At 67.3% G+C, this 21,979-nt stretch carries 17 protein-coding genes and 1 tRNA gene; 12 read left to right on the forward strand and 6 right to left on the reverse strand.

Annotation, left to right across the window (positions count from 1 at the left end):
• Window positions 1–200: 200 nt before the first annotated feature.
• On the reverse strand, window positions 201–1,832 hold the full coding sequence (locus tag ACXMDY_RS10395) for an iron uptake porin (RefSeq protein WP_259701913.1): 1,632 nt from the start codon (window positions 1,830–1,832) through the stop codon (window positions 201–203).
• A 140-nt stretch (window positions 1,833–1,972) separates the two neighbouring features.
• On the opposite strand from ACXMDY_RS10395, the gene ACXMDY_RS10400 reads away from it, so the two are divergent.
• The 4 genes from ACXMDY_RS10400 to ACXMDY_RS10415 are packed head-to-tail and all read left to right on the forward strand — an operon-like array spanning window position 1,973 to window position 8,999.
• Window positions 1,973–4,129: a glycosyltransferase family 39 protein gene (locus ACXMDY_RS10400; protein WP_259701912.1), complete on the forward strand. Its 2,157-nt coding sequence runs from the start codon at window positions 1,973–1,975 to the stop codon at window positions 4,127–4,129.
• 25 nt (window positions 4,130–4,154) lie between these two features.
• Window positions 4,155–5,684, forward strand: a complete 1,530-nt coding sequence (locus ACXMDY_RS10405; RefSeq protein ID WP_457767605.1) for an ArnT family glycosyltransferase — start codon at window positions 4,155–4,157, stop codon at window positions 5,682–5,684.
• Between the two features lie 5 nt (window positions 5,685–5,689).
• The gene (locus ACXMDY_RS10410; protein ID WP_259701910.1) at window positions 5,690–7,378 is read left to right on the forward strand and encodes a phospholipid carrier-dependent glycosyltransferase; all 1,689 of its coding nucleotides are present in this window, start codon (window positions 5,690–5,692) and stop codon (window positions 7,376–7,378) included.
• Window positions 7,362–8,999 carry a DUF2079 domain-containing protein gene (locus ACXMDY_RS10415; protein ID WP_259701909.1) on the forward strand — a complete coding sequence of 546 codons (1,638 nt, stop codon included), beginning with the start codon at window positions 7,362–7,364 and terminating at the stop codon, window positions 8,997–8,999. The genes ACXMDY_RS10410 and ACXMDY_RS10415 overlap by 17 nt, the downstream gene beginning before the upstream one ends.
• 468 nt (window positions 9,000–9,467) lie before the next feature.
• Here the strand turns inward: ACXMDY_RS10415 and psbD are convergent, their stop codons facing one another.
• Complete coding sequence (psbD, locus tag ACXMDY_RS10420) at window positions 9,468–10,526, reverse strand: photosystem II D2 protein (photosystem q(a) protein) (RefSeq protein ID WP_259731627.1); 1,059 nt, start codon at window positions 10,524–10,526, stop codon at window positions 9,468–9,470.
• A 146-nt stretch (window positions 10,527–10,672) separates the two neighbouring features.
• Here psbD and ACXMDY_RS10425 point away from each other — a divergent pair, with 146 nt between their 5' ends.
• From ACXMDY_RS10425 to ACXMDY_RS10440, 4 genes are all read left to right on the forward strand, one after another.
• Window positions 10,673–10,939 carry a hypothetical protein gene (locus ACXMDY_RS10425; RefSeq protein ID WP_259701149.1) on the forward strand — a complete coding sequence of 89 codons (267 nt, stop codon included), beginning with the start codon at window positions 10,673–10,675 and terminating at the stop codon, window positions 10,937–10,939.
• A 3-nt stretch (window positions 10,940–10,942) separates the two neighbouring features.
• A complete protein-coding gene (locus ACXMDY_RS10430) occupies window positions 10,943–11,632 on the forward strand; it encodes an ABC transporter ATP-binding protein (protein WP_259701150.1) in 690 nt (229 codons plus the stop codon).
• Between the two features lie 23 nt (window positions 11,633–11,655).
• A tRNA-Asn gene (locus tag ACXMDY_RS10435) sits at window positions 11,656–11,727 on the forward strand.
• Window positions 11,728–11,977: 250 nt separating this feature from the next.
• Entirely contained in the window at window positions 11,978–12,757 is a 780-nt protein-coding gene (locus ACXMDY_RS10440; protein WP_457767606.1) for a response regulator transcription factor, read from the forward strand.
• Here the strand turns inward: ACXMDY_RS10440 and ACXMDY_RS10445 are convergent.
• From ACXMDY_RS10445 to ACXMDY_RS10455, 3 genes are read right to left on the reverse strand one after another with little or no spacing between them, the layout of a single operon-like run.
• Window positions 12,672–13,706 carry a DNA polymerase III subunit delta' gene (locus ACXMDY_RS10445; protein WP_259701152.1) on the reverse strand — a complete coding sequence of 345 codons (1,035 nt, stop codon included), beginning with the start codon at window positions 13,704–13,706 and terminating at the stop codon, window positions 12,672–12,674. The two genes, ACXMDY_RS10440 and ACXMDY_RS10445, sit on opposite strands and share 86 nt — an antisense overlap.
• Window positions 13,699–14,367 (reverse strand): dTMP kinase, encoded by a 669-nt coding sequence (tmk, locus tag ACXMDY_RS10450; RefSeq protein ID WP_259701153.1) that lies wholly within the window; start codon window positions 14,365–14,367, stop codon window positions 13,699–13,701. The genes ACXMDY_RS10445 and tmk overlap by 8 nt, the downstream gene beginning before the upstream one ends.
• Complete coding sequence (locus ACXMDY_RS10455; RefSeq protein ID WP_259701154.1) at window positions 14,354–16,672, reverse strand: heavy metal translocating P-type ATPase; 2,319 nt, start codon at window positions 16,670–16,672, stop codon at window positions 14,354–14,356. The genes tmk and ACXMDY_RS10455 overlap by 14 nt, the downstream gene beginning before the upstream one ends.
• Window positions 16,673–16,813: 141 nt before the next feature.
• On the opposite strand from ACXMDY_RS10455, the gene ACXMDY_RS10460 reads away from it, so the two are divergent.
• On the forward strand, window positions 16,814–17,335 hold the full coding sequence (locus tag ACXMDY_RS10460; protein ID WP_259701155.1) for a photosystem I assembly protein Ycf3: 522 nt from the start codon (window positions 16,814–16,816) through the stop codon (window positions 17,333–17,335).
• Window positions 17,336–17,359: 24 nt separating this feature from the next.
• Here the strand turns inward: ACXMDY_RS10460 and radA are convergent, their stop codons facing one another.
• Window positions 17,360–18,787, reverse strand: coding sequence for a DNA repair protein RadA (gene radA, locus ACXMDY_RS10465; RefSeq protein WP_259701156.1), 1,428 nt, complete (start codon window positions 18,785–18,787; stop codon window positions 17,360–17,362).
• A gap of 89 nt (window positions 18,788–18,876) precedes the next feature.
• Here radA and rpaB point away from each other — a divergent pair, with 89 nt between their 5' ends.
• From rpaB to ACXMDY_RS10480, 3 genes are read left to right on the forward strand one after another with little or no spacing between them, the layout of a single operon-like run.
• Window positions 18,877–19,623 carry a response regulator transcription factor RpaB gene (rpaB, locus tag ACXMDY_RS10470; RefSeq protein ID WP_259701157.1) on the forward strand — a complete coding sequence of 249 codons (747 nt, stop codon included), beginning with the start codon at window positions 18,877–18,879 and terminating at the stop codon, window positions 19,621–19,623.
• Entirely contained in the window at window positions 19,604–20,926 is a 1,323-nt protein-coding gene (plsX, locus tag ACXMDY_RS10475) for a phosphate acyltransferase PlsX (RefSeq protein ID WP_259701158.1), read from the forward strand. Before rpaB ends, plsX begins: the two co-directional genes overlap by 20 nt.
• Before the next feature lie 51 nt (window positions 20,927–20,977).
• Entirely contained in the window at window positions 20,978–21,979 is a 1,002-nt protein-coding gene (locus ACXMDY_RS10480) for a beta-ketoacyl-ACP synthase III (RefSeq protein WP_259701218.1), read from the forward strand.

Raw genomic sequence — 21,979 nt, forward strand, 5'->3', positions numbered from 1 at the left:
AACTTGCCGCAGCCAGGTTGCGCCATCAAGGACCAATCCAGGGCGAGGCAGGCCAATCAACACACACAAAAAAGCCGCAACAAAAAGCTGCGGCCAAGGAAACAAGGATGAAACAATTTAGGCTCAAATGAGCTTGAAGAAAAGAAACCAGGCTGATGGATGTGAGGGATCAGCCAGGTTTCATGTTGGTTGCTGAGATATCAGAACTTGAAGGTAGTCTTGAGCAGGCCGCCAAAGTTGTTGAAATCCTCGACAGCACCACCAGGGCCTCTCTGAAGCTGGCCCAGAGGAGCACTGAGGTAGTAGATCGCAGGGGTAACGCTGATGTTGTCAGTGACTTGGAACTTGTACCACCACTCCCAGGCATATTGCCCGTCGTTGGCGTCAAAGGTGGAATTGTCGCCGGTCTGGGTCAGGAAAGTGGGTTGACCCACAGCCATGCCAGCGGCGTTGCCTTTGATGAAGACGTCGGTCCACTGAAGGCCAACATACCAGGACTGGCTTGTGGAGCCACCGAATTGCTCTCCAAGTTCACCAGTGCCTCCATCGTTATAAGAGTAGGTGTTGATGCCCCAGCCCCCACTGATTGAGGGAATCCAGCCAGAGTTCGAGGGCTGCCAGTAACCACTGATGCCGACAGAGTTGACTGAGTTAGCACCAAGGAAAGCTGTCACTGCAAGAGGAGTGCCGTTACCGCCGTAGAGGCCAGCCACGCCATTGGGAGTGGAATAGGTGTAAGCCACAGCCAAGCCGTAGTTGGCACCCGTGTAGGCGATCTGGGCGGTTCCGGTCTGCTGGGAGCAGTCGTTACCGATACCACCGCCGTTACCACCACCATTACCGCATTCAGTTCCGTTGTTGCTACTGGGGTTACCTACGTTGCCGTTGGCGGCCACGTAGTTAAGGCTGGCACTGAAGCCGCCACTCTTCCACCACAGACCAGCACCAGCGCCGAGGTTGAGGCTGTAGGTGCCGGGTGCGCCGGCGTAGGTGAAGATGTCGAGAACGGTGTCAGCTGGATACACGCTGGGCCAGACAGCCAACATGTCGTCCTGACGGACCCGGGGACCGGCGGTGACGGTGAAAGAACTGCCGAGGGGGAACTGGTAGAAGAGCCGGTTGATCATGACGGAGTCAGGACCGGGAGGGCCCTCGAAGCCCACTTCCAGAGCGTTGAGGCCGACAATGGGTTGGCCGAAGGGGCTGTCACCGAAGTTGCCGGCGCGCAGGCGGGTGCGAAGCAGGTCTTTCCCGGTGAAGCTGGTGTCCAGGTCGATCCGCAGGTCGTAGTTGAACGCGGTTGCTCCCTGGGCGGCGCGCACGGAGTCGGTGAAGTTGTTGTCGCTTGGGCCGTAGGCGTTGGCGCCGATCACGAAGGTGGCCTGACCTTTCAGCTTGGTGGTGGTGGAGAACTGATTGGCCTCCAGCTCACCCACTTTGGCTTCGAGGCCATCGACGCGGCCCTTGAGCACGGCCAGCTCGGTTTCGAACTCCTTCATCAGGCGACGGAGTTCGTCGGTCACCTCAGTGATCCGGTCGAGGCAGGCGTTGAGAAGGGCGGCAGCTTCCCAGCGGCTCAGCGGCTTCTTGCCACGGAAGGTGCCATCGGGATAACCAGCCACGCAGCCGTAACGCTCCACCAGGTTGGAGAGCGCCTGGTAGGCCCACTCGGTGGGCTGCACATCGGAGAACTGGGTGATGCTGGTGACCTGCTCTTCAGAGCCGGCGTACTTGTTGACGCCGTCAATGTTGAGCTCGGAGGCCGAAACGGCCATGGGGGCGAGCAGACCGAGGGCTGCCGGCGCCAGCAGCAGTTGCTGGAAAAGTTTCATGGATTCCTCACACACGAGATGGCGCAAAGCGCACAACACCAGAGTCACTCCAGCGGGGCTGGATGGCCAAGGGGGTTGTGACAGAAGGCACAACGGCCCAGGGTGCGGATCGGTGCTCCGCACTCCGCCGGGCGGTCAGAGTGTCGGGGCCTCGCCCCAGGCCCCTGGCCGGTCTTCGGTTTCGCTCGCTTCGGCTCCCGGCTGCAACCACCTGGTGCTGGTGGCTGGCACTCGGCCTGATCTGGCTTGCCTGCACCGCTGCCGACCGGCTCTGGCTTCAGCTCGATCAGCGGCTGCCGGCCTGGGATCAGGCCGAATACCTCAACAGTGCCGTCGACCATGGCCGCGCCCTGGGCCTGCTCCCCGGCGGCGGCTGGGGCGGATGGGGCGCCCTGCTCGATCTCTCCCCCAAGATCCCGCCCCTGGCCAGCCTGGTGAACGGCACGGTGATGGGGATGGCCGGCGACAGTCCTGATCAGGCCAGCTGGGCCCTTTCCCTCTGGCAGGCCTTGCTGCTCACCGTGGTGGCCTGCTGGGGCCGGCAGCTGGTCGGGCCGGGATTCGGCCTGCTGAGCGCGGCTCTGGTCGGCCTCACCCCTGCCCTGGCCGCCCTGCGGGTGGACTTCACCCTGGATCTCCCGCTCACCGCCGCCGCCACGCTGGCGCTCTGGCTGCTGGGCCGCTGGTGCGCACCCGCCCCCAGCGGGGGCCGCTGGGGGCAGTCCCTCGCGGCAGCGGCGGCGATCGCGGCGGCCGTGCTGGTGAAGCAGAGCGCCCTGCTGGTGCTGGCGCTCCCCTGCCTCTGGGCGATCGGCACTGGCCTGCGCCAGCGGCCGCGGCGCCTGCAGGTGCTGGCAGCCCTCGCCCTGGTGCTGGCGGCCGTCCTGCCCTGGCTGCATCACAACTGGATCACCACCCTCGGTGGCACCAACCGGGCCGTGATCGAATCGGGGACGCGGGAGGGGGATCCGGGCCCGTTCAGCCTCGCCAGCCTGCTCTGGTACACGAGGCTCGGGCCCGAGCAACTCGGAATGCCCCTTTTGGCTATCGGAGGGCTGGGGGGCCTGCTCGCCTGGCTGCGGCGGCTGCGGCGGCGAAGTGGGCCCAGCGGCGGCCTGATCGGCTGGGGCTCAGGCTGGGGCTGGCTGCTCGGCTGCGCCCTGGCCGGCTGGCTCTGCACGAGTCTGAGCCCGAACAAGGATCCGCGGTACATCGCCCCGGTGCTGCCCCTGCTGGTGCTGCTGCTGGCGCGGGGCTGGTGGAGCCTGCTGCACGGGATCCAGGCGAATGGGATCCAGACGCGCTGGAGGGGTGCGGCAGCGGCGGCCCTGCTCGGCATCGGCCTTGCAGGCACGGCGGCCACAACAGCAGTGGCCCGGATTGAGCAGATCGAGGCCCAGCCCGGTTCACCCCTAGTGAGCGTGATCGCGGCGCTGAGGCAACAGGTGGCCAACCAGCCGGTCACCGTTGTAGTGATTCCCACCACAGCCTCGCTCAACCAGCACAACGTCAGCAGCTTCGGCCGCCTCAACGGCGGCCAGATCCTCGGCCGCGAAATCGGCAAGCGAAAGGAGGAGCACCCCCTCGTGCTCGAGCAGGCCGAGTGGCTGCTGCTCGCCAGTGGCGACCAGGGCACCGAACGGAAAGCGTCGCGGCGCCTGAGCCGGGAGGTGCGGCGGGATGGCCGGTTCAGGCGGGTCGGCAGCTGGCCGTGGGACCGCGGCAGGGAGATCGAACTGTGGCGCCGGCGCGCCGACGCTCCGCCGGCCGGGCGGTTCGACCAGCGCTTCATCGCCCTGGCCAGAGGGATCAAGCAGGGGCCGGCCGGGCTTGGGGCGGTGTTCGCCGCGATCGGCCCCCAGCACCAGCTCGATGGCCACTTTCTCTATCAGCGCCGGGTGAACGCCTGGGCCTGGGCCCGACTGGAGCGGAATCCATCCGATCCCGATGCCCTCTGGAGCCTGGGGCTGCTGGCCGTGCTGCGCAACCGGCCCAGCGAAGCGGATGGCTGGTTCAGCCGCCTGGAGCGGCTCGCTCCCACCAATCCGTGGCCGAGTGCCTACCGGGCTGTGGTGCTGCTGGCCGACTGGCAGGCCGGCCAGGCCGCCGCCGTGGCGCAGGGCGCCTCCGGACGGTTCGAGCAGCCCGTGCTCAAGGCCCTGGCCGATCTAGCCGGGGTGTTGAGCGGCGATCTGCGCCGGATTCAGCCGGCCAGACAGTCGCTGCCCCGTGCCATCCGGATGGTGCAGGCGGAGCTGGAGGGCGAGCCGGAAAGCGAGACGGAGAGCCCCCAGTAACCTCCTGCCCACTACCCCCTCAACGATGCCCGCCGCTGATCCCGCACCGCCCGGGCGGGGCGCCGCCGGCCTCCCCCTCGGGCTTCCCCTGCTGACGGGGCTCGCCCTCCGGCTGGTTCAGATCCAGGCACCGATCCTGGGGGTCCACAGCTGGCGTCAGGCCGACACGGCCGCGATGGCCCGCAATTTCGCCGAGCAGGGGATGCATGTCCTGCTGCCCCAGATCGACTGGGCCGGAGCGGGCAGCGGCGTGGTGGAAGCGGAGTTTCCGCTCTATCCCTACGCGGTGGCATTGCTCTATCGCCTCTTCGGGGTGCGGGAGTGGCTGGCCCGGGGGGTTTCGGTGGCCCTGAGCGTGCTGACGATCTGGCTGCTGATCCGGATCGGGCGGCGGCTCGTGGGCGCCAGGGCGGGCTGGTGGGGAGGGATGGCGGCGGCCGTGCTGCCGATCCCGGTGTTCTATGGCCGCACCGTGCAGCCGGAAGCCACCCTGCTCTTCCTGGCCGCCCTCTGCCTGGAGGGGTTCCTGGCCTGGCTGGAGCGGGATGATCCACTTCCGTTGCTTCTGAGCTGGCTCGCCTTCACTGCTGCCTGCCTGATCAAGGTGTTGCCCTTCCTCTGGCTGGGGGTGCCGCTGCTGTGGCTGTGGGGCTCCCGGCGGAGCTGGCGCGTGCTGCGGCAGCCCGGCACCTGGCTGTTTCCCCTGGCCGCCGCCGCCGTGACGGCCCTCTGGTACTGGCACGCCCATCGACTGGGCCAGGCCAGTGGCCTCAGCTTCGGCTTCTGGGGCGGGGAAGCCAACCGCTACAGCTGGCGCGACCTGCTCGGGCCCGGCTACTGGCTGGGTCTGGCCATCAGGATCACGGTCCGGAACCTGGCGGTGCTGGGGCTGCCCCTGCTGGTGCTGGGGCTGCTGGGCCTGGGCCGCATCCCGGACCGCGAGCAGCGAACCCAGGCCCTGGTGCTGCCGATCGGGCTCGGGGCCGTCCTGGCCGCCGGAGCCCTGGCACCTGAGAGCAGTGCCGTGCACGAGTACTACCAGTTGCCGCTCACCCTGTTCGCCGCCCCCCTGATCGGCCTCGGCTGGGTGCGACTCCAGCAGGGAGCCCTGCCCTGGCTGCGCGGCAGGGGCTGGATCCTGCTGATCCTGCTGCCCCTGGTCAGCCTTACCGTGCTGACGATCGACTACTGGAGCCGCGAAAACACGGCCGGATCGCCGACCCTGGCCCTTGCCGAGCGGATCCGAAAGGCCACGCCCCCTGAAGCCAGGGTCGTGGTGGCCAGCGGTTCGGATCCCACCGTTCTCTATCTGGCCCACCGCAAAGGCTGGCTGGTCTCCCCGGCAGGCCTGATCAAACGCAGCCCAGAGGAATGGCGGCAACGCGGTGCCGCGGCCCTGGCCGGCAGCTTCCAGCAGATCGAAAGCTTCAGACCCTTCGAGAACGGCCCAGCCAAAACCAGGCTGCGCAGCTGGGTCTGCGCCCATGCCGGAGACTGTGGAGCGGATTCGAGCTTTCTGATCCCGCTGGGCCCGATCGAGCCCGCCCGCCGCTGAATCCGATGGAAGCGATCAGCCCCGGCCCTCGCCCCCCCACCGTCCCCTGGCGCGGCCTGCTGCTGCTCTGGGCCGTCGCCCTGATCCTGGCCGGCACAGGGCTGGGCAACCTGCCGCTGCGCGACTGGGACGAGGGCATCGTGGCCCGCGTGAGCCTCGAAATCGCCGATCGGGGGCTTCCCCGGGGCCTGTTGCCGACCCTCTGGGGGGATCCCTACCTCAACAAGCCCCCCGGGCTGCATCTGCTGATCGCCGAAACGATCTCGCTCTGGCGCCAGGCCAGCTCCGCCGCCGCCGCCGGGTTGCCGCCGGAGTGGGTGATGCGGCTGGCGCCGGCGCTGCTCTCGACCCTGGTGGTACCCCTGGTGGGCCTGGTTCAGTGTCAGCTGCGGCCAGGACAGCGGGGCGCGGCCCTGGCCACGGCAGCCGTGATGCTGACCCTTCTGCCGGTGGCGCGCCATGGCCGCCTGGCGATGCTTGACGGCCCCCAGCTCTCAGCCATGGCCATGCTCTGGTGGGCCCTGCTGCGCAGCCGCTCGTCCGGCCACTCCGCACTCCGGGAGGGGGGCATGGCCGGGCTGGCCGGAAGCGCCTTGCTGCTGCTGAAGGCCCCGGTCCTGCTGCCGGCCCTGGCGGCTGGGCTGATCGGACTGGCCGCCGACCCCAGCCCCGGCAGGCGGCGCTGGGGTCAACTGCTGATCGGACTGGTCCTGGGTCTGGGGCCGGGTCTGGCCTGGCATCTCTGGCATGGGTGGAGCCGCGGCGGGGCTGCGCTCTGGCTCTGGGGCGGAGACGGGGTCACCAGGGTGCTGCTGGATGCCGGCGAAGGCAGTGAGCTCGGTTGGCGGGTGCCTCTGATCGAGCTGCTGGAAGGAGGCTGGCCCTGGCTGCCGCTCTGGCCGATGGCCCTGGTCATCGCCTGGCGGCAGCGCTCGATGCCCTGGGGTCGCTGGTGCCTTGTGCTTCAGCTGGTGCTGGCGGCATCCATCCTGCCGCTGCGCACCCAGCTGCCCTGGTACAGCCATCCCCTCTGGTTGCCGTTCGCCCTGCTCTGCGGACCGCTGCTGGCGCGGCTGCTGCAACCCCGGCAGGACCGCCCCCCCCTGCGGTTCGTGCCGATCCTCTGGTCTGTGCTGGGCGGCGGCCTGGTCGTGCTCGCCCTGCTGGCCGCAACAGGCCGGACCGGGCTGCCTGGCGAGGCCAGCCGCCTCGTTCTGCCGGCAGGCCTTGGACTGCTGGTGGGCGGCCTGATGCTGCTGCGCCCCACGGCACGGCAGCGCCGCAGCGGACTGGCCCTGCTGCTGGCGGGCTGGTGCTTCTCCCTGCTGCTGCTCTTCCAGAGTTCGCTCTGGAACTGGGAGTTGAACGAGCAGGACGACGTACGGCCGCTGGCCAGCCTGGCCAGGGCTGCCGAGACAGGGGCCGACACAGGCCTGCTGCCGATCTATGTGGCAGGACAATCAGGGCGGCGGCCCAGCCTCAACTGGTATGCCCAGCGGCCAATCGATCCGTTGCCTTCCAGGGCGAGCTCCGGCACGCCCACCCCGTTCCTGTTGCTTGCCAAAGCCTCCACTCCGCCTCCTCCCCTGCTTCTGGAGCCTGGTTCCCACTGCCGCCTGAGCAGGCTGGGCGACCAGGACTGGCAACTCTGGCGATGCACCGTTGTGCCCCTCTCCGATGAACCACTCCGCTGATCGCCGGTCCTGGAGCGGCGTTGTCCTGGCTGCCGCCGTGGTGTTCGCCGTCGTGGGCCTGGTCCTGCAGTGGTGGCGCCTGCAGGTTCTCACCGCTTCCTACGACCAGGGCATCTTTCTGCAGGTGCTCTGGAACAGCCTGCGGGGCCATCCATTCGAGAGCACCCTCTCCTCCCAGCTTTCCGCCAGCGTTGTCCACGACGGACTACTGCCCGCCCTGGGTTATCACCGGCTGGGACAGCACTTCACCCCGGCGCTGCTGCTCTGGGCCCCCCTGGTGGGCCTGCTGGGCGCAGGAGCCCTGCCCCTGGTGCAGGTGGGCCTGATGACGGCCGCCGGACTGGTTCTGCATCGCTTCGCCCTCCAGACCCTTGGAAGCAACAACGATCGACTGGCGGCCCTGCTCACCTGTTCCTTCTTCGCAGCCAATGCCGTGATCGGCCCCACCTGGGGAAACTTCACGGATCTCTGCCAGTTGCCCCTGGCCTTCTTTCTGCTGGTCTGGGGTTGGCAGCGGCGGAGCTGGTGGCTGGTGGCCCTCTGCACGGTTTTGATCCCATTGATCCGCGAGGACACGGGCGTGCTGCTGGCCGGGGTGAGTCTCTGGATCCTGGTGCGCCGCAAGCAACAGTGGCCGGCAGCACTGCTGATCGGCGGGGTGGGAATCAGCTGGGTCGTGATCGTCACCACTGTGTTGATGCCCCTGTTCAGCGATGACAATTCGCGCCGCTTCATGGTGGAGAATTTCGGCCATTTCATCGGCGATCAGGATCGTGCCAGCAGCCTGGATGTGGCGGGGAAGATCCTTTCAACCCCCATCGGACTGATCCGGGAGCTTGTCAACGAACCTGGAGACACGCTCCGCTACCTGTTTGCCCAGGGTCTGCCGCTTCTGTTCATTCCGCTGATCTCCCTGGACAGCTGGTTGCTGATGGGACTGCCGTTTCTGGGATTGCTGCTGGCGGATGGGAAACCACCGCCACTGGCCATCAACGTGCGCTACGCGCTGCTGGTGGTGCCCGGCCTGTTCGCGGGGGCGGTGCTCTGGTGGCAGCAGCATCAGGGCAGCTTCCAGCGGCCCAGGCTTCGGGCCGTCTGGATCGGAGCGATTGGGTTGTCGATTCTGCTCACGATCAGCAGCAATCCCAACCGCGCCCTCTCCTTCCTGATTCCCGACAGCGTGAGTCCGTGGATCTACACCAACCCCGCCCAGCTCTGGAAGCATGGCCAGACAGCCCGGCGTGTTCTCCAGCAGATCCCGCCAACGGCCTCCGTGGCAGCCACCACCCCCCTGGTTCCGCTGCTCGCCGAGCGGGAAGTGCTGGTGCGCTTCCCGCGCAGCTGGCGCTACGCAGACAGAGCTGGTGCCCCCCGCGAGGTGGAGTGGATCGCAGCGGACCTGGCGATGCTGAGCAGAAATCTGAGCGTGTCGGATGGTGACCGCAGAGAAATCGCCCGCATCATCGAGCTGATCCCCGAGCTCTCACCTGGCTATGGAGTGGTGGATGTGGAGGGGGGGGTCGTGTTGCTGGCGCGGGGAATGGCAGATCGTGCCGACGCCCAGGAGCGGCTGGCCGAACTGGTGAAGACTTTCGAGCTGGAGCCAAAGGACGAACGCTGATCGGCCGATCGGCTCACGAGGACCGTTTGAGCATGGCCGGTTCGTCATGGCCGGTTCACCATGGCCGGTTCACCATGAATGGTTCACCATGAACGATGCCCCCGCTCCCACCAGAGGGTGGAAACGGGGGCTCTCGCCGGGTCCGCTCTGGCGCGGAACCGATTGAACTCAGAGGCTGCTGCCTGAAATCAGACGGCGTTCTCCGCGATCAGCAGACCCTTGCACATGGAACTGTGACTCACAGACACCTCCTCCCCTGGGGGAAAAAACGCCAGCCGGTGACGCCTTCGGAGTGAATCCTGGAGCAGGCTCCGGGACAACACTCCACGACACTGCTGACAGAACGAAGCCAGTTTAGAAGAAAAGCCGGGGAAACGGATCACAGCGAGTTCCGTTGCCAACAAAAAAGGCGCCCGATCGGGCGCCCCTATTGACTTCACTGCCAAACAGAATGAAGGCGCTCAGAAATCAGAGAGCGTTACCACGGGGCAGGACCTCCTCAGGGAAGACGAAGTTTTCATGCGGCTGGTCAGCCGGTGCCATCCAGGCACGCAGACCTTCATTCAGAAGAATGTTCTTCGTGTAGAAGGTTTCGAATTCAGGATCCTCAGCGGCGCGGATTTCCTGGCTCACGAAGTCGTAGGCACGCAGGTTCAGCGCCAGGCCGATGATGCCGATGCTGCTGGTCCACAGACCCATCACCGGCACGAACAGCATGAAGAAGTGCAGCCAGCGCTTGTTGGAGAAGGCGATCCCGAAGATCTGGCTCCAGAAGCGGTTGGCGGTGACCATCGAGTAGGTCTCCTCTTCCTGGGTGGGCTCGAACGCCTTGAAGGTGTTCGCCTGCTCGGAATCCTCAAACAGCGTGTTCTCCACTGTGGCGCCGTGGATGGCACACAGCAGCGCACCGCCGAGGATGCCGGCCACGCCCATCATGTGGAACGGGTTCAGCGTCCAGTTGTGGAAGCCCTGCAGGAACAGCAGGAAGCGGAAGATCGCCGCCACCCCGAAGGATGGTGCGAAGAACCAGCTGCTCTGACCCAGCGGGTACATCAGGAACACACTCACGAACACCGCGATCGGGCCGGAGAAGGCGATCGCGTTGTAGGGGCGGATGCCCACCAGCCGGGCAATCTCGAACTGACGCAGCATGAAGCCGATCAGGGAGAAGGCGCCGTGCAGCGCCACGAACGGCCAGAGGCCACCGAGCTGCACCCAGCGCACGAAATCACCTTGAGCTTCCGGACCCCAGAGCAACAGCAGGCTGTGGCCCATGGCGTCGGCAGGGGTGCTGACGGCAGCGGTGAGGAAGTTGCAGCCCTCCAGGTAGGAGCTGGCAATGCCGTGGGTGTACCAGGAGGTGGCGAAGGTGGTGCCGGTGAGCCAGCCGCCCAGTGCCAGGTAGGCGGTGGGGAACAGCAGCAGACCGGACCAGCCGACAAAAACGAAGCGGTCACGCTTGAGCCAGTCGTCGAGGACATCGAACCATCCCCGTGTGGCAGGCGCGCGCCCTAGGGCAATCGTCATGGGTGCTTCATGAAGCTTTACATCACCAGGTTAGGTGGATGGATGCGGTCACTGCGGCCCGGCAGCTTCCTCCCGCCGAACCGGACCCGCCTCGGCGCGCTGCCCCGCCATTCGCCAGAGTGAACCCTGGCCTTTCCCTTCAAGCTGTGTACGTCGTCGAGCTCTCTCTCAAGCTCAGCCCCATGCCCGTTTCGGTGCAGCGCAAGGAGCTGGGCGACGCCCAGGCCCTCTACGACCGGATCAAGAACGCCCTGGAGAGCGGCCAACCCCGGGTGATCGAGCTCACCTGTGAGAAGGCCGAGGAAAAACGGGTCAGCCTGCTGAGCAGTGAACTGGTGGCCCTGCAGATCTACGAAAAATCGGCGGCCGGTGGTGGAGGCAGCAAGCGGCCTGGCTTTTCCTTCGATACCTGACCCTTGACCAGCCCTTTGGTGGTGGAGCAACTCGGCTTCACCTGGCCCTCCGGCAGCCTGGCCCTTGATCAGTGCAGCTTCCGCCTGCCGGAGCCAGGGCTGTGGATGCTGGTGGGCGGCAACGGCAGCGGCAAAAGCACTCTGCTGCGGCTTATCGCCGGCCTGCTTGAGCCGCAGCGGGGCCGGATCGACTGCTTGCACAGAACCGCTCTGGTGTTCCAGAACCCCGACCACCAACTCCTGCTGCCCAGCTGCGGCACCGATCTTCAGCTCTCCCTTCCCGAAGGACTCGATCGGGCCCAGCGGCAGGCCAGGGTTGAGGCGGCCCTCATTCAGGTGGGGCTCGGTGGCTTCGAGCAACGCCCGATCCACACCCTCAGCGGTGGCCAGAAACAGCGGCTGGCGATTGCCGGTGCCCTGGCCAGCGAGGCCGGCCTGCTGCTGCTGGATGAGCCCACCGCCCTGCTGGATCCCATCAGCCAGCAGGAGGTGCTCGGCCTGATCAGGCAGCTCTGCAGCCGCCGTGAGAGCCCCCTGGCCGCGCTCTGGATCACCCACCGGCTCGAAGAGCTCGACAGCTGCCACGCTGCCGCCCAGATGGAGAGGGGAGGCCTGGGACCCTGGCAAGAGGGGAGGCGATTGCGGGAGCACCTGGAGCGGAGCCTTCCCCCCCTTGCCGGGCGGCAAGGCTGAGGGGTAGGTTCACGAAGCCACAATCCTCGGTAGCTCAGTGGTAGAGCGATCGGCTGTTAACCGATTGGTCGCAGGTTCGAATCCCGCCCGGGGAGTTTTCCGCTCAAGCCCATCGCCGCTGTAACTGGGGTTCCACGCCCCCTGAAACGCCTCCAAGCCTGGTCCTGACAGGGGCCGAAAGAAAAGGAAGACTTAAGATTTCAGGGTTCACGTTCCGGCTGTCTCCGCCGTTGCTCCGGGCCCTGGCCTGGGGCACTCCTGGCCTGCCCAGGCGGCTCGGAGCTGGCCACGAGCTGGCTCAGAGCTGGCTCAGAGCTGGCTCAGCAGTACGGAACCCATTGGGCGATGACAGTGTCAATCCCGGTGCCCAGGCAAGCTGCCACGAAGCCCTGCATCCTCCTGATCGAGGACGACACGGACATGCGGGAGCTGGTGGCGGGTCACCTAGAGCACGGCGGCTTCCGGGTCGAGTGCGCCGACGACGGCATCAAGGGCCAGGCCCTGGCCATGCAGGCCAATCCGGATCTGATCCTGCTCGACCTGATGCTGCCCAAAGTGGACGGGATCACCTTGTGTCAGCGGCTGCGGCGGGATGAACGCAGTGCCGGCATCCCGATCCTGATGATCACGGCCCTGGGAGGAACCAAGGACAAGGTGAGCGGCTTCAACTCCGGCGCCGACGACTACCTCACCAAACCCTTCGATCTCGAGGAGCTGCTCGCCAGGGTCAAGGCCCTGCTTCGCCGCAGTGATCGTGCCTCTCTCGCCACCAAACCAGGGGAGATTTTCAGCTTTGGCCCCCTGACCCTGGTGCGGGAACGGTTCGAAGCGATCTGGTTCGACACGGCCGTGCGGCTGACCCATCTGGAATTCGAGCTGTTGCATTGCCTGCTCCAGCGCCATGGACAGACGGTGGCACCGCCGCTGATCCTCAAGGAAGTCTGGGGTTATGAACCCGACGACGACATCGAGACGATCCGGGTGCACGTCCGCCATCTGCGCACGAAACTGGAACCGGATCCCCGCAAACCCCGCTTCATCAAGACGGTTTACGGAGCCGGCTACTGCCTGGAACTTCCTGCCGGAACGCACCTGGAGCAGGCCGGAGCCCAGCAGGCTGGCTGAGCTCCAGCAAGGCCACCTCCCAGGCCAGCCGGGGTTGAACAAAGCCCTTCAACTGTCCGCGCAACCGCTCGATCCGGGCTTGATCCCAGGGCCGCAGAGTGCTGCGCCAGAGCTGCCACTGCCACCAGTCGAGCAACCAGAGTTGCTGCTCAAGGTCGAGGGCTTCACAGAGATCGCGGGCCAGGGCGAGCGCCTCGATCGGCAGGCGGTCGCCGGCAAGCAGCCGCCCGGCCAGCTCCTCGGGCAGCGCCCGCCACTGCTGACGATGAAGCAACAGGGCGCCCGGGGATCCTGCCGCCAGCTCCAGCAAGGCAGCCGGGTCTGTTGAGGCTGGAACGGCCGCCGCTTCAACGCCAGGATCCAACCGGCTCAGCACCTGGACCATCGCCCCGGCATCCAGCCGGCCGAAGGGGATCAGCTGGCAGCGGGAGCGAATCGTGCTCAACAGCCTCTCCGGCGCGGACGTGAGCAGGATCAGCAGCCCATCACCCGGCTCCTCCAGGGTCTTGAGCAGGGCGTTGGCCGCCCCTTCAGCCATCGCCTCCACAGCCTCGATCACCACCAGGCAGCGGCCGGCCTCGAGGGGACGACGGGCCAGGAAGCGGCTGACGGCACGCACCTGCTCCAGGCGCAACTGGGGCAGCGCCCGCTTCGTGACGCCGAGCTCGTCGGCCTGGGAGGCCGTGAGCAGCTGACCCTGATGCAGGTGAGTGGGCTCCAACCAGAGCAGATCGGGGTGGTTTCCCTCCAGCAGTCGCCGCCGCACGGCGGGCGATCCCTCCAGCCCGACCAGCACACCCTCAAGGAAACGCAACGCGGCCAGACGCCGACCGACCCCATCCGGGCCGGCGAACAGATAGGCAGGAGCCAGCCGCTGGAGCACGAGGCTGGCCTGAAGCAGGCCCACGGCCCGGGGTTGGCCAATCAGGTCGACGAACAGCTCAGCCATCGCCGGGGTCCCCGAGCCAGCGGCGGATGGCGGAGCGAATCGACAGGGCCACCGCTGACGAGGGCGGCGCGGCATCGATCCGCTCCCAGCCGCGCTCACGGGCAAGCGTGGCAAAGCCATCGCGAACCCGCTCCAGCAGGGCGCCTCCACCGGCCTCGATCCGATCGGCGGGTCGATCGCCACGCCGCTGCAGCGAAAGCTCCAGGGGTAGATCGAGCCACAGGGTGAGATCGGCCTCCAGGCCAGCTGTGGCAATCGATTCCAAGCCGGCGATCAGCTCCAGATCGAGGCCGCGGCCGTAGCCCTGATAGGCGACGGTCGAACCGCAGAACCGGTCGCTCACCACCCAGTCACCCGCGGCGAGGGCGGGCTGGAGGATCTCCTGCACATGCTGGGCCCGATCCGCCGCGTAGAGGAGCAACTCAGCGGTGGGGCAGGGTGCGGAGTGGGGCGGCGGATCGAGCAGCAGCGCCCGCAGGGCCAGGCCGAGGGCCGTGCCCCCGGGCTCACGGCTGATCACCAGCCTGGCTCCTTCAGGCATCAGGCCACTGGCTGGGAGCCAGCGGCGCAGCTGCTGCAGCTGGGTGGTCTTGCCACAGCCATCGATGCCTTCCAGCACAAGGAACCTGCCTGGAGCTGAACCGGGGTCAGGGGCGGCCATGCAGCGAAAGCGCATTCACCACCACGGTGATCGAGCTGGCTGCCATCAGCAGGGCGGCCAGAGGAGGGGACAGCAGCAGGCCGAAGCCCGGCAGCAGCAGGCCCGCCGCGACCGGCAGCATCACCAGGTTGTAACCGAAGGCCCAGGCCAGGTTCTGTCGCACCTTGGCCATGGTGCGACGGGCCAGAAGCAGGGCCTCCGCCACGGCCTCAAGGCGATCGCCGAGGATGACCAGGTCGGCCGTGTCCTGGGCAATCTGGGTGCCCGTCCCGATCGCGATTCCGAGGTCGGCCGCCGCCAGGGCAGGGGCGTCATTGATGCCATCGCCCACCATGGCCACCGGCCCCTGTTGGCGCTGGTGCAGGATCTGCGCCAGTTTCTGCTCCGGACGAAGCTCCCAGGCCAGGGATCCAGGCTCCAGTCCCAGCTCCGCGCCGAGGCGCAGCACCGCCTGGCGCCGATCACCGCTCAGGACACCCAGGCTGAGGCCGTTCCGTTTCAGGGTCTCCAGTGCTTTGGAGGCATCGGGGCGGGGTTGGTCCTGCACCGCTACCAGGCCAAGCAGGGCGTCACCGGCGGCCACCGCCATCACCGTTGCGCCATCGGCTTCCAGCGCCGCCAGCCTGGCCGCCAGTGCCTGGCCTGCCTGCAGACCGAGCTGGGCCAGCCAGTCGGGCCGGCCCACCCTGCAGACCCCCAGCTCACCGGCCACCTCCCCCTCAACGCCAGCGCCGGCGAAGGTGGTGCTGTTGGCCACTTCCAGCAACGAAAGCTCGCGGAGCTGGGCCTCCTGAAGCAGGGCATGGCCGAGCGGATGGCGCGTCTGCTGCTCAAGGGTGGCGGCCACACGGATCAGCCGCTCAGTGCCGCCCACCTCGACCGGCTCGATCGCCGTCACCAGGGGACGTCCCAGGGTGAGGGTGCCGGTCTTGTCGAACAAAACGGCCCTGAGGCTGGCGGCCATCTCGATCGCATCGCCGCCACGGAACAGCAGACCGGAGCGTGCCGCCAGGCCCGAGCCCACCGTGATGGCGGTGGGGGTGGCCAGGCCCAACGCGCAGGGACAGGCCACCACCAGCACGGAGATCGCCAGTTGCAAAGCCAGGGAAAACGGCGTGCCTGTGGCTGCGCCCAGCACACCTTGCAGACCGCCGTGGCCGGCCATCGCGCCGTGGCGATCGCTTGCGGCCAGCAGCACCTGGGGCCAGAGCAGCGTTCCCCACTGCCACCAGAACAGGAACGTGCCAAGAGCCAGGACCAGAACAGCCAGACAGAAACGGCCGGCGATCCGATCGGCCAGGCCCTGGATCGGCGCCTTGCGGGCCTGGGCCTGCTCGACCAGATCGATGATGCGGGCCAGCGCGGTCGCCGCGCCGGCCCGGCGCACCTCCAGCACCAGGGGGGCCTGCAGGTTCAGCATGCCGGCCTCCAGCTCGGTGCCGGGCCCGGCTTCCAACGGCAGGGATTCGCCGCTGAAGCTCGAAACGTCCACAGCAGAGCAGCCCTCAAGCACAACCCCATCGACGGGAATGCGATCACCGGGCAGCAGGCGCAGCCTGTCACCCGGCCGCAAGCCGCCGATCCTCACCTGGCGAGGCGGGTCATCTCCCAGCAGCAACAGGGCCGTATCCGGTTGCAGTTCGGCGAGCTGCTCAAGCGCCCGCCCCGTTCGGTTGCGGGCCCGCTCCTCCAGGAAGCGCCCCAGCAGCACGAACCCGAGCAGCATCACAGGCTCGTTGAAAAAACAGGGCCAGCCCGAACGGGGCCAGAGGAAAGCCACCAGACTGGCCAGATAGGCACTGCCCATCCCCAGACCCACCAGGGTGTCCATGCCGGGAACCCCATGCCAGGCCTGGCTGGCGCCGCGCACCAGGATCGAACGGCCTGGGCCTAGCAGTGCCACGGTGGCCAGCAGGGCATGGAAGCCGAGGGCACCCAGGGGCGAAGGGGGCAGGCTGCCGGCCATGGTGAGATGGCCGAGCACCGAAACCAGCAGCAGGACCAGGGCCACCACCAGCTGGCGCCAGTCCTGCCACCAGCGGTGGTCGTCCTGTCGCTCGTAGCGGCTGCGAGGCGGGATGCCTGGGTCGCGGGGCTGGGCACCGAATCCGAGCGACTGGAGGCTGGCGATCAGGTCCGGCACGGGATCGCCGGCCTGATCAGCCTCCAGCTCCACCCAGGCGGTGCGGGTGAGCAGGTTGACGCTGGCCTGCCGGACGCCGGGCTGCTCCAGGAGCCGTTGCTCCACGGCCCGTACGCAGCCGCCGCATTTCAGTCCCTCCAGATCGAGCAGCAGAGGTTCCAACAGGAGCGTGCTCTGCGGGGATGGGGCAGGAGGAGAGATCACAGCCGGCGCCGAAGGGTCCAAGGCTAGGCAGTCGAGCCGGACAGGCCCCCGACGGCGGGCAACCGTCAGGATGGGATCACCGAGCCGCCGTCCGCCACCGTGCCCCGCAGCCAACGCAACGACAACTTCATCGACAAGAGCTTCACGGTGATGGCCGACCTGATCCTCAAGGTGTTGCCCACGAATCGACGCTCCAAGGAGGCCTTCGCCTACTACCGCGACGGCATGAGCGCCCAGGGAGACGGGGAGTACGCCGAGGCGCTGGAGAACTACGAAGAGGCGCTCAGGCTTGAGGACGACCCCAACGACCGCGCTTTCATCCTCTACAACATGGCTCTGGTGTTCACCAGCAATGGCGATCACCAGAAGGCCCTGGAGTTCTATGACCAGGTTCTCGAACTCAATGGCAACATGCCCCAGGCCCTCAACAACATGGCCGTGATCCATCACCATCTCGGCTCCCTGGCTGAGGAGCGGGGCGACACCGATGAATCGGATCGTTGCTTCTCCCGCGCTGCCGAATTCTGGGGCCGGGCGATCCGGATGGCTCCCAACAACTACATCGAGGCCCAGAACTGGCTCAAGACCAGCGGCCGCGGTTCTGTCGACGTGTACTTCTGAGCCCAGAGCCGGCGGCTGGGGCTTTCAGTCGGCGGCCGGATCGACCCCCAGGGCCGCCACCAGGGCCTCGGCCACGCTGGCGGCCTCGATCACCTCAAGATCGAGATCCGCCGCCAGGGGGCTCAGGCCGCTGGCCCGGGGAACCACCGCACGACGGAAACCAAGCCTGGCGGCCTCCTGCAGGCGTAACTCCAGCTGGCCCACCGGACGCAGCTGCCCCCCCAGCCCCAGTTCCCCCACCAGCACCGTGCCCGCCGGCACGGTGAGGTCGCGGTAGCTGGCCACCACCGCCGTCGCCACGCCCAGGTCGGCGGCCGGTTCCTCCACATCGAGCCCACCGGCCACGGCGATGTAGCAATCGAAGCGGGAGAGCGGCAGGCCCATGTGCTTCTCCAGCACCGCCAGGATCTGGTGGAGGCGGTTGATGCCGATGCCGGTGGCCGTGCGGCGTGGGCTGGCATAGCTGGTGCTGCTCACCAGCGATTGCAGCTCCACCAGCAGGGGGCGGGTGCCTTCGCAGGCCACGATCGTGGCCGTGCCGGCGGCGGGGCCATCGCTGCCCAGGAAAAGCTCGCTGGGGTTGCTGACCTCGATGAGGCCCCGATCCCGCATCTCGAACACACCGAGCTCATGGGTGGCGCCGAAGCGGTTCTTGACCGCTCGCAGCAGCCGGTGGCTGGCAAAACGGTCTCCTTCGAAGGTGAGAACGGCATCCACCAGATGTTCGAGCACCTTCGGCCCGGCCAGCATTCCCTCCTTCGTGACATGCCCCACCAGCAGCAGGGCCGTGTCCTGGCGCTTGGCCAGGCGCTGCAGGGCGGCGGCGCAATCACGCACCTGGGCCACCGAGCCTGGCGCGCTGGTGAGTTCCGCATCGTGGAGAGCCTGGATGCTGTCGATGATCGCCACCGCCGGCCGCAGCGACTCCAGTTCCTGAAGCACCAGGTCGAGATCGGTTTCAGCCAGGAGTTGCAGGCAGACGGGCTCAGGGCCCTGGCCGGCGTCAGGCCCCAGCCGGCGCCAGCGCAGCTTCACCTGCTGGGCCGATTCCTCGGCGCTCACATAGAGCACCGAGCAGCTGCGGGCCATCACCTGGGCGGCCTGAAGCAGCAGCGTTGACTTGCCGATGCCGGGGTCACCTCCGACCAGCACCAGCGACCCGGGCACCAGCCCACCCCCCAGGACCCGATCCAGTTCCTCGAAGCCGCTGGCCAGCCGCGCCAGGGGACGCTCTCCCACCGCCTGGATCGGCTGGGAGCGCCGCGGCCGGGGCTCCCCAGGCAGGGGAGCGGCGGCCAGGGAACCCGCCGACCGGCGGCGGCGACCTTCGGTGGCAGGGCTGAGCTGCTCGACCAGGGTGTTCCAGCCACCACAGCCGGGGCAACGGCCCAGGAACTGGCGCGCCTGGGCTCCGCAGCTCTGGCAGACGTAGGAAACGGGGGAGCGTGCCAAAGCGGTGTATGAAGAATGGTGGCGTTCGATGAACCCTTGGCACTCAGGCCTTTTCAGTGGTCGGATCTGTTGTAATCCTGCCCGCCGCGATGACGGCTTCCACCCCCGCCAAGGAAACCATCCTGGTCGTCGATGACGAGGCCAGCATTCGTCGGATTCTGGAAACACGGCTCTCGATGATCGGTTACCACGTGGTCACCGCCTCCGACGGCCTTGAGGCCCTCGAAGCGTTCCGGCTCTCCAGTCCCGATCTCGTCGTGCTCGACGTGATGATGCCGAAGCTCGACGGCTACGGCGTCTGTCAGGAGCTGCGCAAGGAGTCGGACGTGCCGATCGTGATGCTCACCGCCCTCGGCGATGTGGCCGACCGCATCACCGGCCTGGAGCTCGGCGCCGATGACTACGTCGTCAAACCGTTCAGCCCCAAGGAACTGGAGGCCCGGATCCGCTGCGTGCTGCGCCGCGTCGACAAGGAGCAGGTGGCGGGCATTCCCAACTCCGGCGTGATCCAGGTGAGCGATCTGCGCATCGACACCAACAAGCGGCAGGTGTACCGCGGCGATGAACGCATCCGCCTCACCGGCATGGAGTTCAGCCTGCTGGAACTGCTGGTCAGCCGTTCCGGCGAGCCGTTCAGCCGTGGCGAGATCCTCAAGGAGGTCTGGGGATACACACCGGAACGTCATGTGGACACCCGGGTGGTGGACGTCCACATCTCCCGGCTGCGCTCCAAACTGGAAGATGATCCCGCCAACCCCGAGCTGATTCTCACGGCCCGGGGCACGGGATATCTGTTCCAGCGCATCGTGGAAGCCGTTGGCAGCGAAGGACTCTGAATTCGACCCCCGCCAGCGGCGGGCCAAACCCAGTCGGGCGATCCGCCGGCTGGTGATCTGGTATCGACGCAACGCCGCCGTCACCAGCCTGGTGGACACCGCCACCTTTTCAGCCAGCACCGCCGCTTCCGCCGCCGGCTCGATGGCCGGGAGCATGGCCTCCACCGCCGGCTCGGTGTTGCAGCCCCTGATGATCCAGCCGCTGCGACGGCTGCAGCAGGGAGGAGTGCCGATCGTGGCGCCGATCCGCGATGCCGATCGTCGCTGGGTGGCGGTGGATGGCATGGGGGGTGACTACGCCCCGGGCCCCATCCTGGCCGGCTGCCTGGATGCGGTGCGGGTGCTGCCGCTGCGGATCCGCTTCGTCGCCGAGGCCGAGGCCGTCCGCCAGGCCGTGGCCGCGCTGAATCTGGAGGATGAGCTCAACGAGGCCATCGCCGCCGGTCTGTTGCAGCTGATCGGCAGTGGCCCTTCGGTGGGAATGCACGAGGAAGCCACGGTGGTGCGCCGCAAGCGCGATGCCAGCATCAACCTGGCCATGGATCAGGTCAGGGAAGGGAAAGCCGTGGCGGTCTATTCCGCCGGCAATTCCGGAGCCGTGATGGCCGCGGCCATTTTCCGCCTGGGCCGCTTGAAAGGCATCGAGCGACCGGCGATCGGAGCCCTGTTCCCCACCAAGGATCCCGCTGAGCAGGTGCTGGTGCTGGACGTGGGAGCCAACATGGATTGCAAACCCAGTTACCTGCTTCAGTTCGCCCTGCTGGGCAGCATCTACAGCCGGGATGTGATGGGGGTGACCCGCCCGCGTATCGGCCTGCTGAACATCGGGGAGGAGGCCTGCAAGGGCAATGACCTCACGATCAAGACGTTTCCTCTGCTCCAGGGGGAGCCCAGGCTCCGTTTCGTCGGCAACTGCGAAGGCCGTGATGTGCTCTCGGGCCAGTTCGACGTGGTGGTCTGCGATGGCTACACCGGCAACGTGGTGCTCAAGTTCCTGGAATCGGTCGGCAGCGTGCTCCTCGATGTGCTGCGGGCCGAGTTGCCCCGCGGCCGCCGCGGCAAGGTGGGTTCTGCCTTCCTGCGCAGCAACCTGGTACGGATCAAGAAGCGCCTTGACCACGCCGAGCACGGCGGCGCCCTGTTGCTTGGGGTGGATGGGATCTGCGTGATCGGCCACGGCAGCAGCAAGGCCCTCTCGGTCGTGAGTGCCCTGCGCCTGGCCCATCGGGCCGCCAGCCACGGCGTGATGGACGATCTGCACCAGCTGAGCACCGAGGTGGAGGCGGCGCAGGCCTGTGGTTGACTGTGCCCAACGGTGGTCACGCAGGTGTCGCTCGGTCAGTTGGGCAGGGGGATGGCCCTGGTGGGATGCGGCAGTGAGCTGCCCCTTCTCAGCGTCAGCAATGAACAACTGAGCCAGCGGGTGGACACCAGCGACGCCTGGATCCGCAGCCGCACCGGCATCGCCTCGCGTCGGGTCGCCGGTCCTGAGGAAACACTCACCACACTGGCGACCGGAGCCGCCCGCAAGGCCCTGGAGCACGCCGGCTGGAGTCCGGAGGATCTGGATCTGATCCTGCTGGCCACCTCCAGCCCCGATGACCTGTTCGGCACCGCCCCCCGCATCCAGGGAGCGCTGGGGGCCCACCGGGCGGTGGCCTTCGATCTCACCGCCGCCTGCAGCGGCTTCCTGTTCGCCCTGATCACGGCCGGTCATTACATCCGCAGCGGCAGCATGCGGCGGGCCCTAGTGATCGGCGCCGATCAACTGAGCCGCTGGGTCGACTGGAACGACCGCGGCACCTGTGTGCTGTTCGGTGATGGGGCCGCCGCCGTGGCGATCGAAGCCTGTCCGGGCGAACGGGATGGACTGATGGGCTTCCGCATGCACTCCGATGGTCGCCGCGCCGCCTGCCTTTCCCTGGAGCAGAGCCTGGAACGTCAGCCCCTGGTGAACGGCCACTCCGCCCAGCGCGGGGGCTTCCTGCCCATCCACATGAACGGGCAGGAGGTCTACAAATTCGCCGTGCGGGAGGTTCCTTCCGTGCTGGAGGCGTTGCTGGAAGACACCGCCACCAAGGCCGACCAGATCGACTGGTTGCTCCTGCATCAGGCCAACCAGCGCATCCTCGATGCCGTGGCCACACGCCTCGATATTCCCGCCGAACGGGTGCTCAGCAACCTGGCCCGTTATGGCAACACCTCAGCGGCCACGATCCCGCTGATGCTGGATGAAGCCGTCCGGGACGGCCGCATCCGCCCGGGTCAGCTGATCGCCACCAGTGGCTTCGGCGCCGGTCTGAGCTGGGGGGCCGCCCTGCTGCGCTGGCAGGGGCCGATGGCGGCCAGCACCTAA

Source organism: Cyanobium sp. ULC082 (assembly GCF_977927535.1).

What these genes read in the sequence shown, in the direction of transcription:
- ACXMDY_RS10395 (WP_259701913.1), bottom strand. Translation starts at nt 1,832, where the DNA reads ATGAAACTTTTCCAGCAACTGCTGCTGGCGCCGGCAGCCCTCGGTCTG.
- ACXMDY_RS10405 (WP_457767605.1), top strand. Translation starts at nt 4,155, where the DNA reads ATGCCCGCCGCTGATCCCGCACCGCCCGGGCGGGGCGCCGCCGGCCTC.
- ACXMDY_RS10410 (WP_259701910.1), top strand. Translation starts at nt 5,690, where the DNA reads ATGGAAGCGATCAGCCCCGGCCCTCGCCCCCCCACCGTCCCCTGGCGC.
- ACXMDY_RS10415 (WP_259701909.1), top strand. Translation starts at nt 7,362, where the DNA reads ATGAACCACTCCGCTGATCGCCGGTCCTGGAGCGGCGTTGTCCTGGCT.
- psbD (WP_259731627.1), bottom strand. Translation starts at nt 10,526, where the DNA reads ATGACGATTGCCCTAGGGCGCGCGCCTGCCACACGGGGATGGTTCGAT.
- ACXMDY_RS10440 (WP_457767606.1), top strand. Translation starts at nt 11,978, where the DNA reads ATGACAGTGTCAATCCCGGTGCCCAGGCAAGCTGCCACGAAGCCCTGC.
- ACXMDY_RS10445 (WP_259701152.1), bottom strand. Translation starts at nt 13,706, where the DNA reads ATGGCTGAGCTGTTCGTCGACCTGATTGGCCAACCCCGGGCCGTGGGC.
- tmk (WP_259701153.1), bottom strand. Translation starts at nt 14,367, where the DNA reads ATGGCCGCCCCTGACCCCGGTTCAGCTCCAGGCAGGTTCCTTGTGCTG.
- rpaB (WP_259701157.1), top strand. Translation starts at nt 18,877, where the DNA reads ATGACGGCTTCCACCCCCGCCAAGGAAACCATCCTGGTCGTCGATGAC.
- ACXMDY_RS10480 (WP_259701218.1), top strand. Translation starts at nt 20,978, where the DNA reads ATGGCCCTGGTGGGATGCGGCAGTGAGCTGCCCCTTCTCAGCGTCAGC.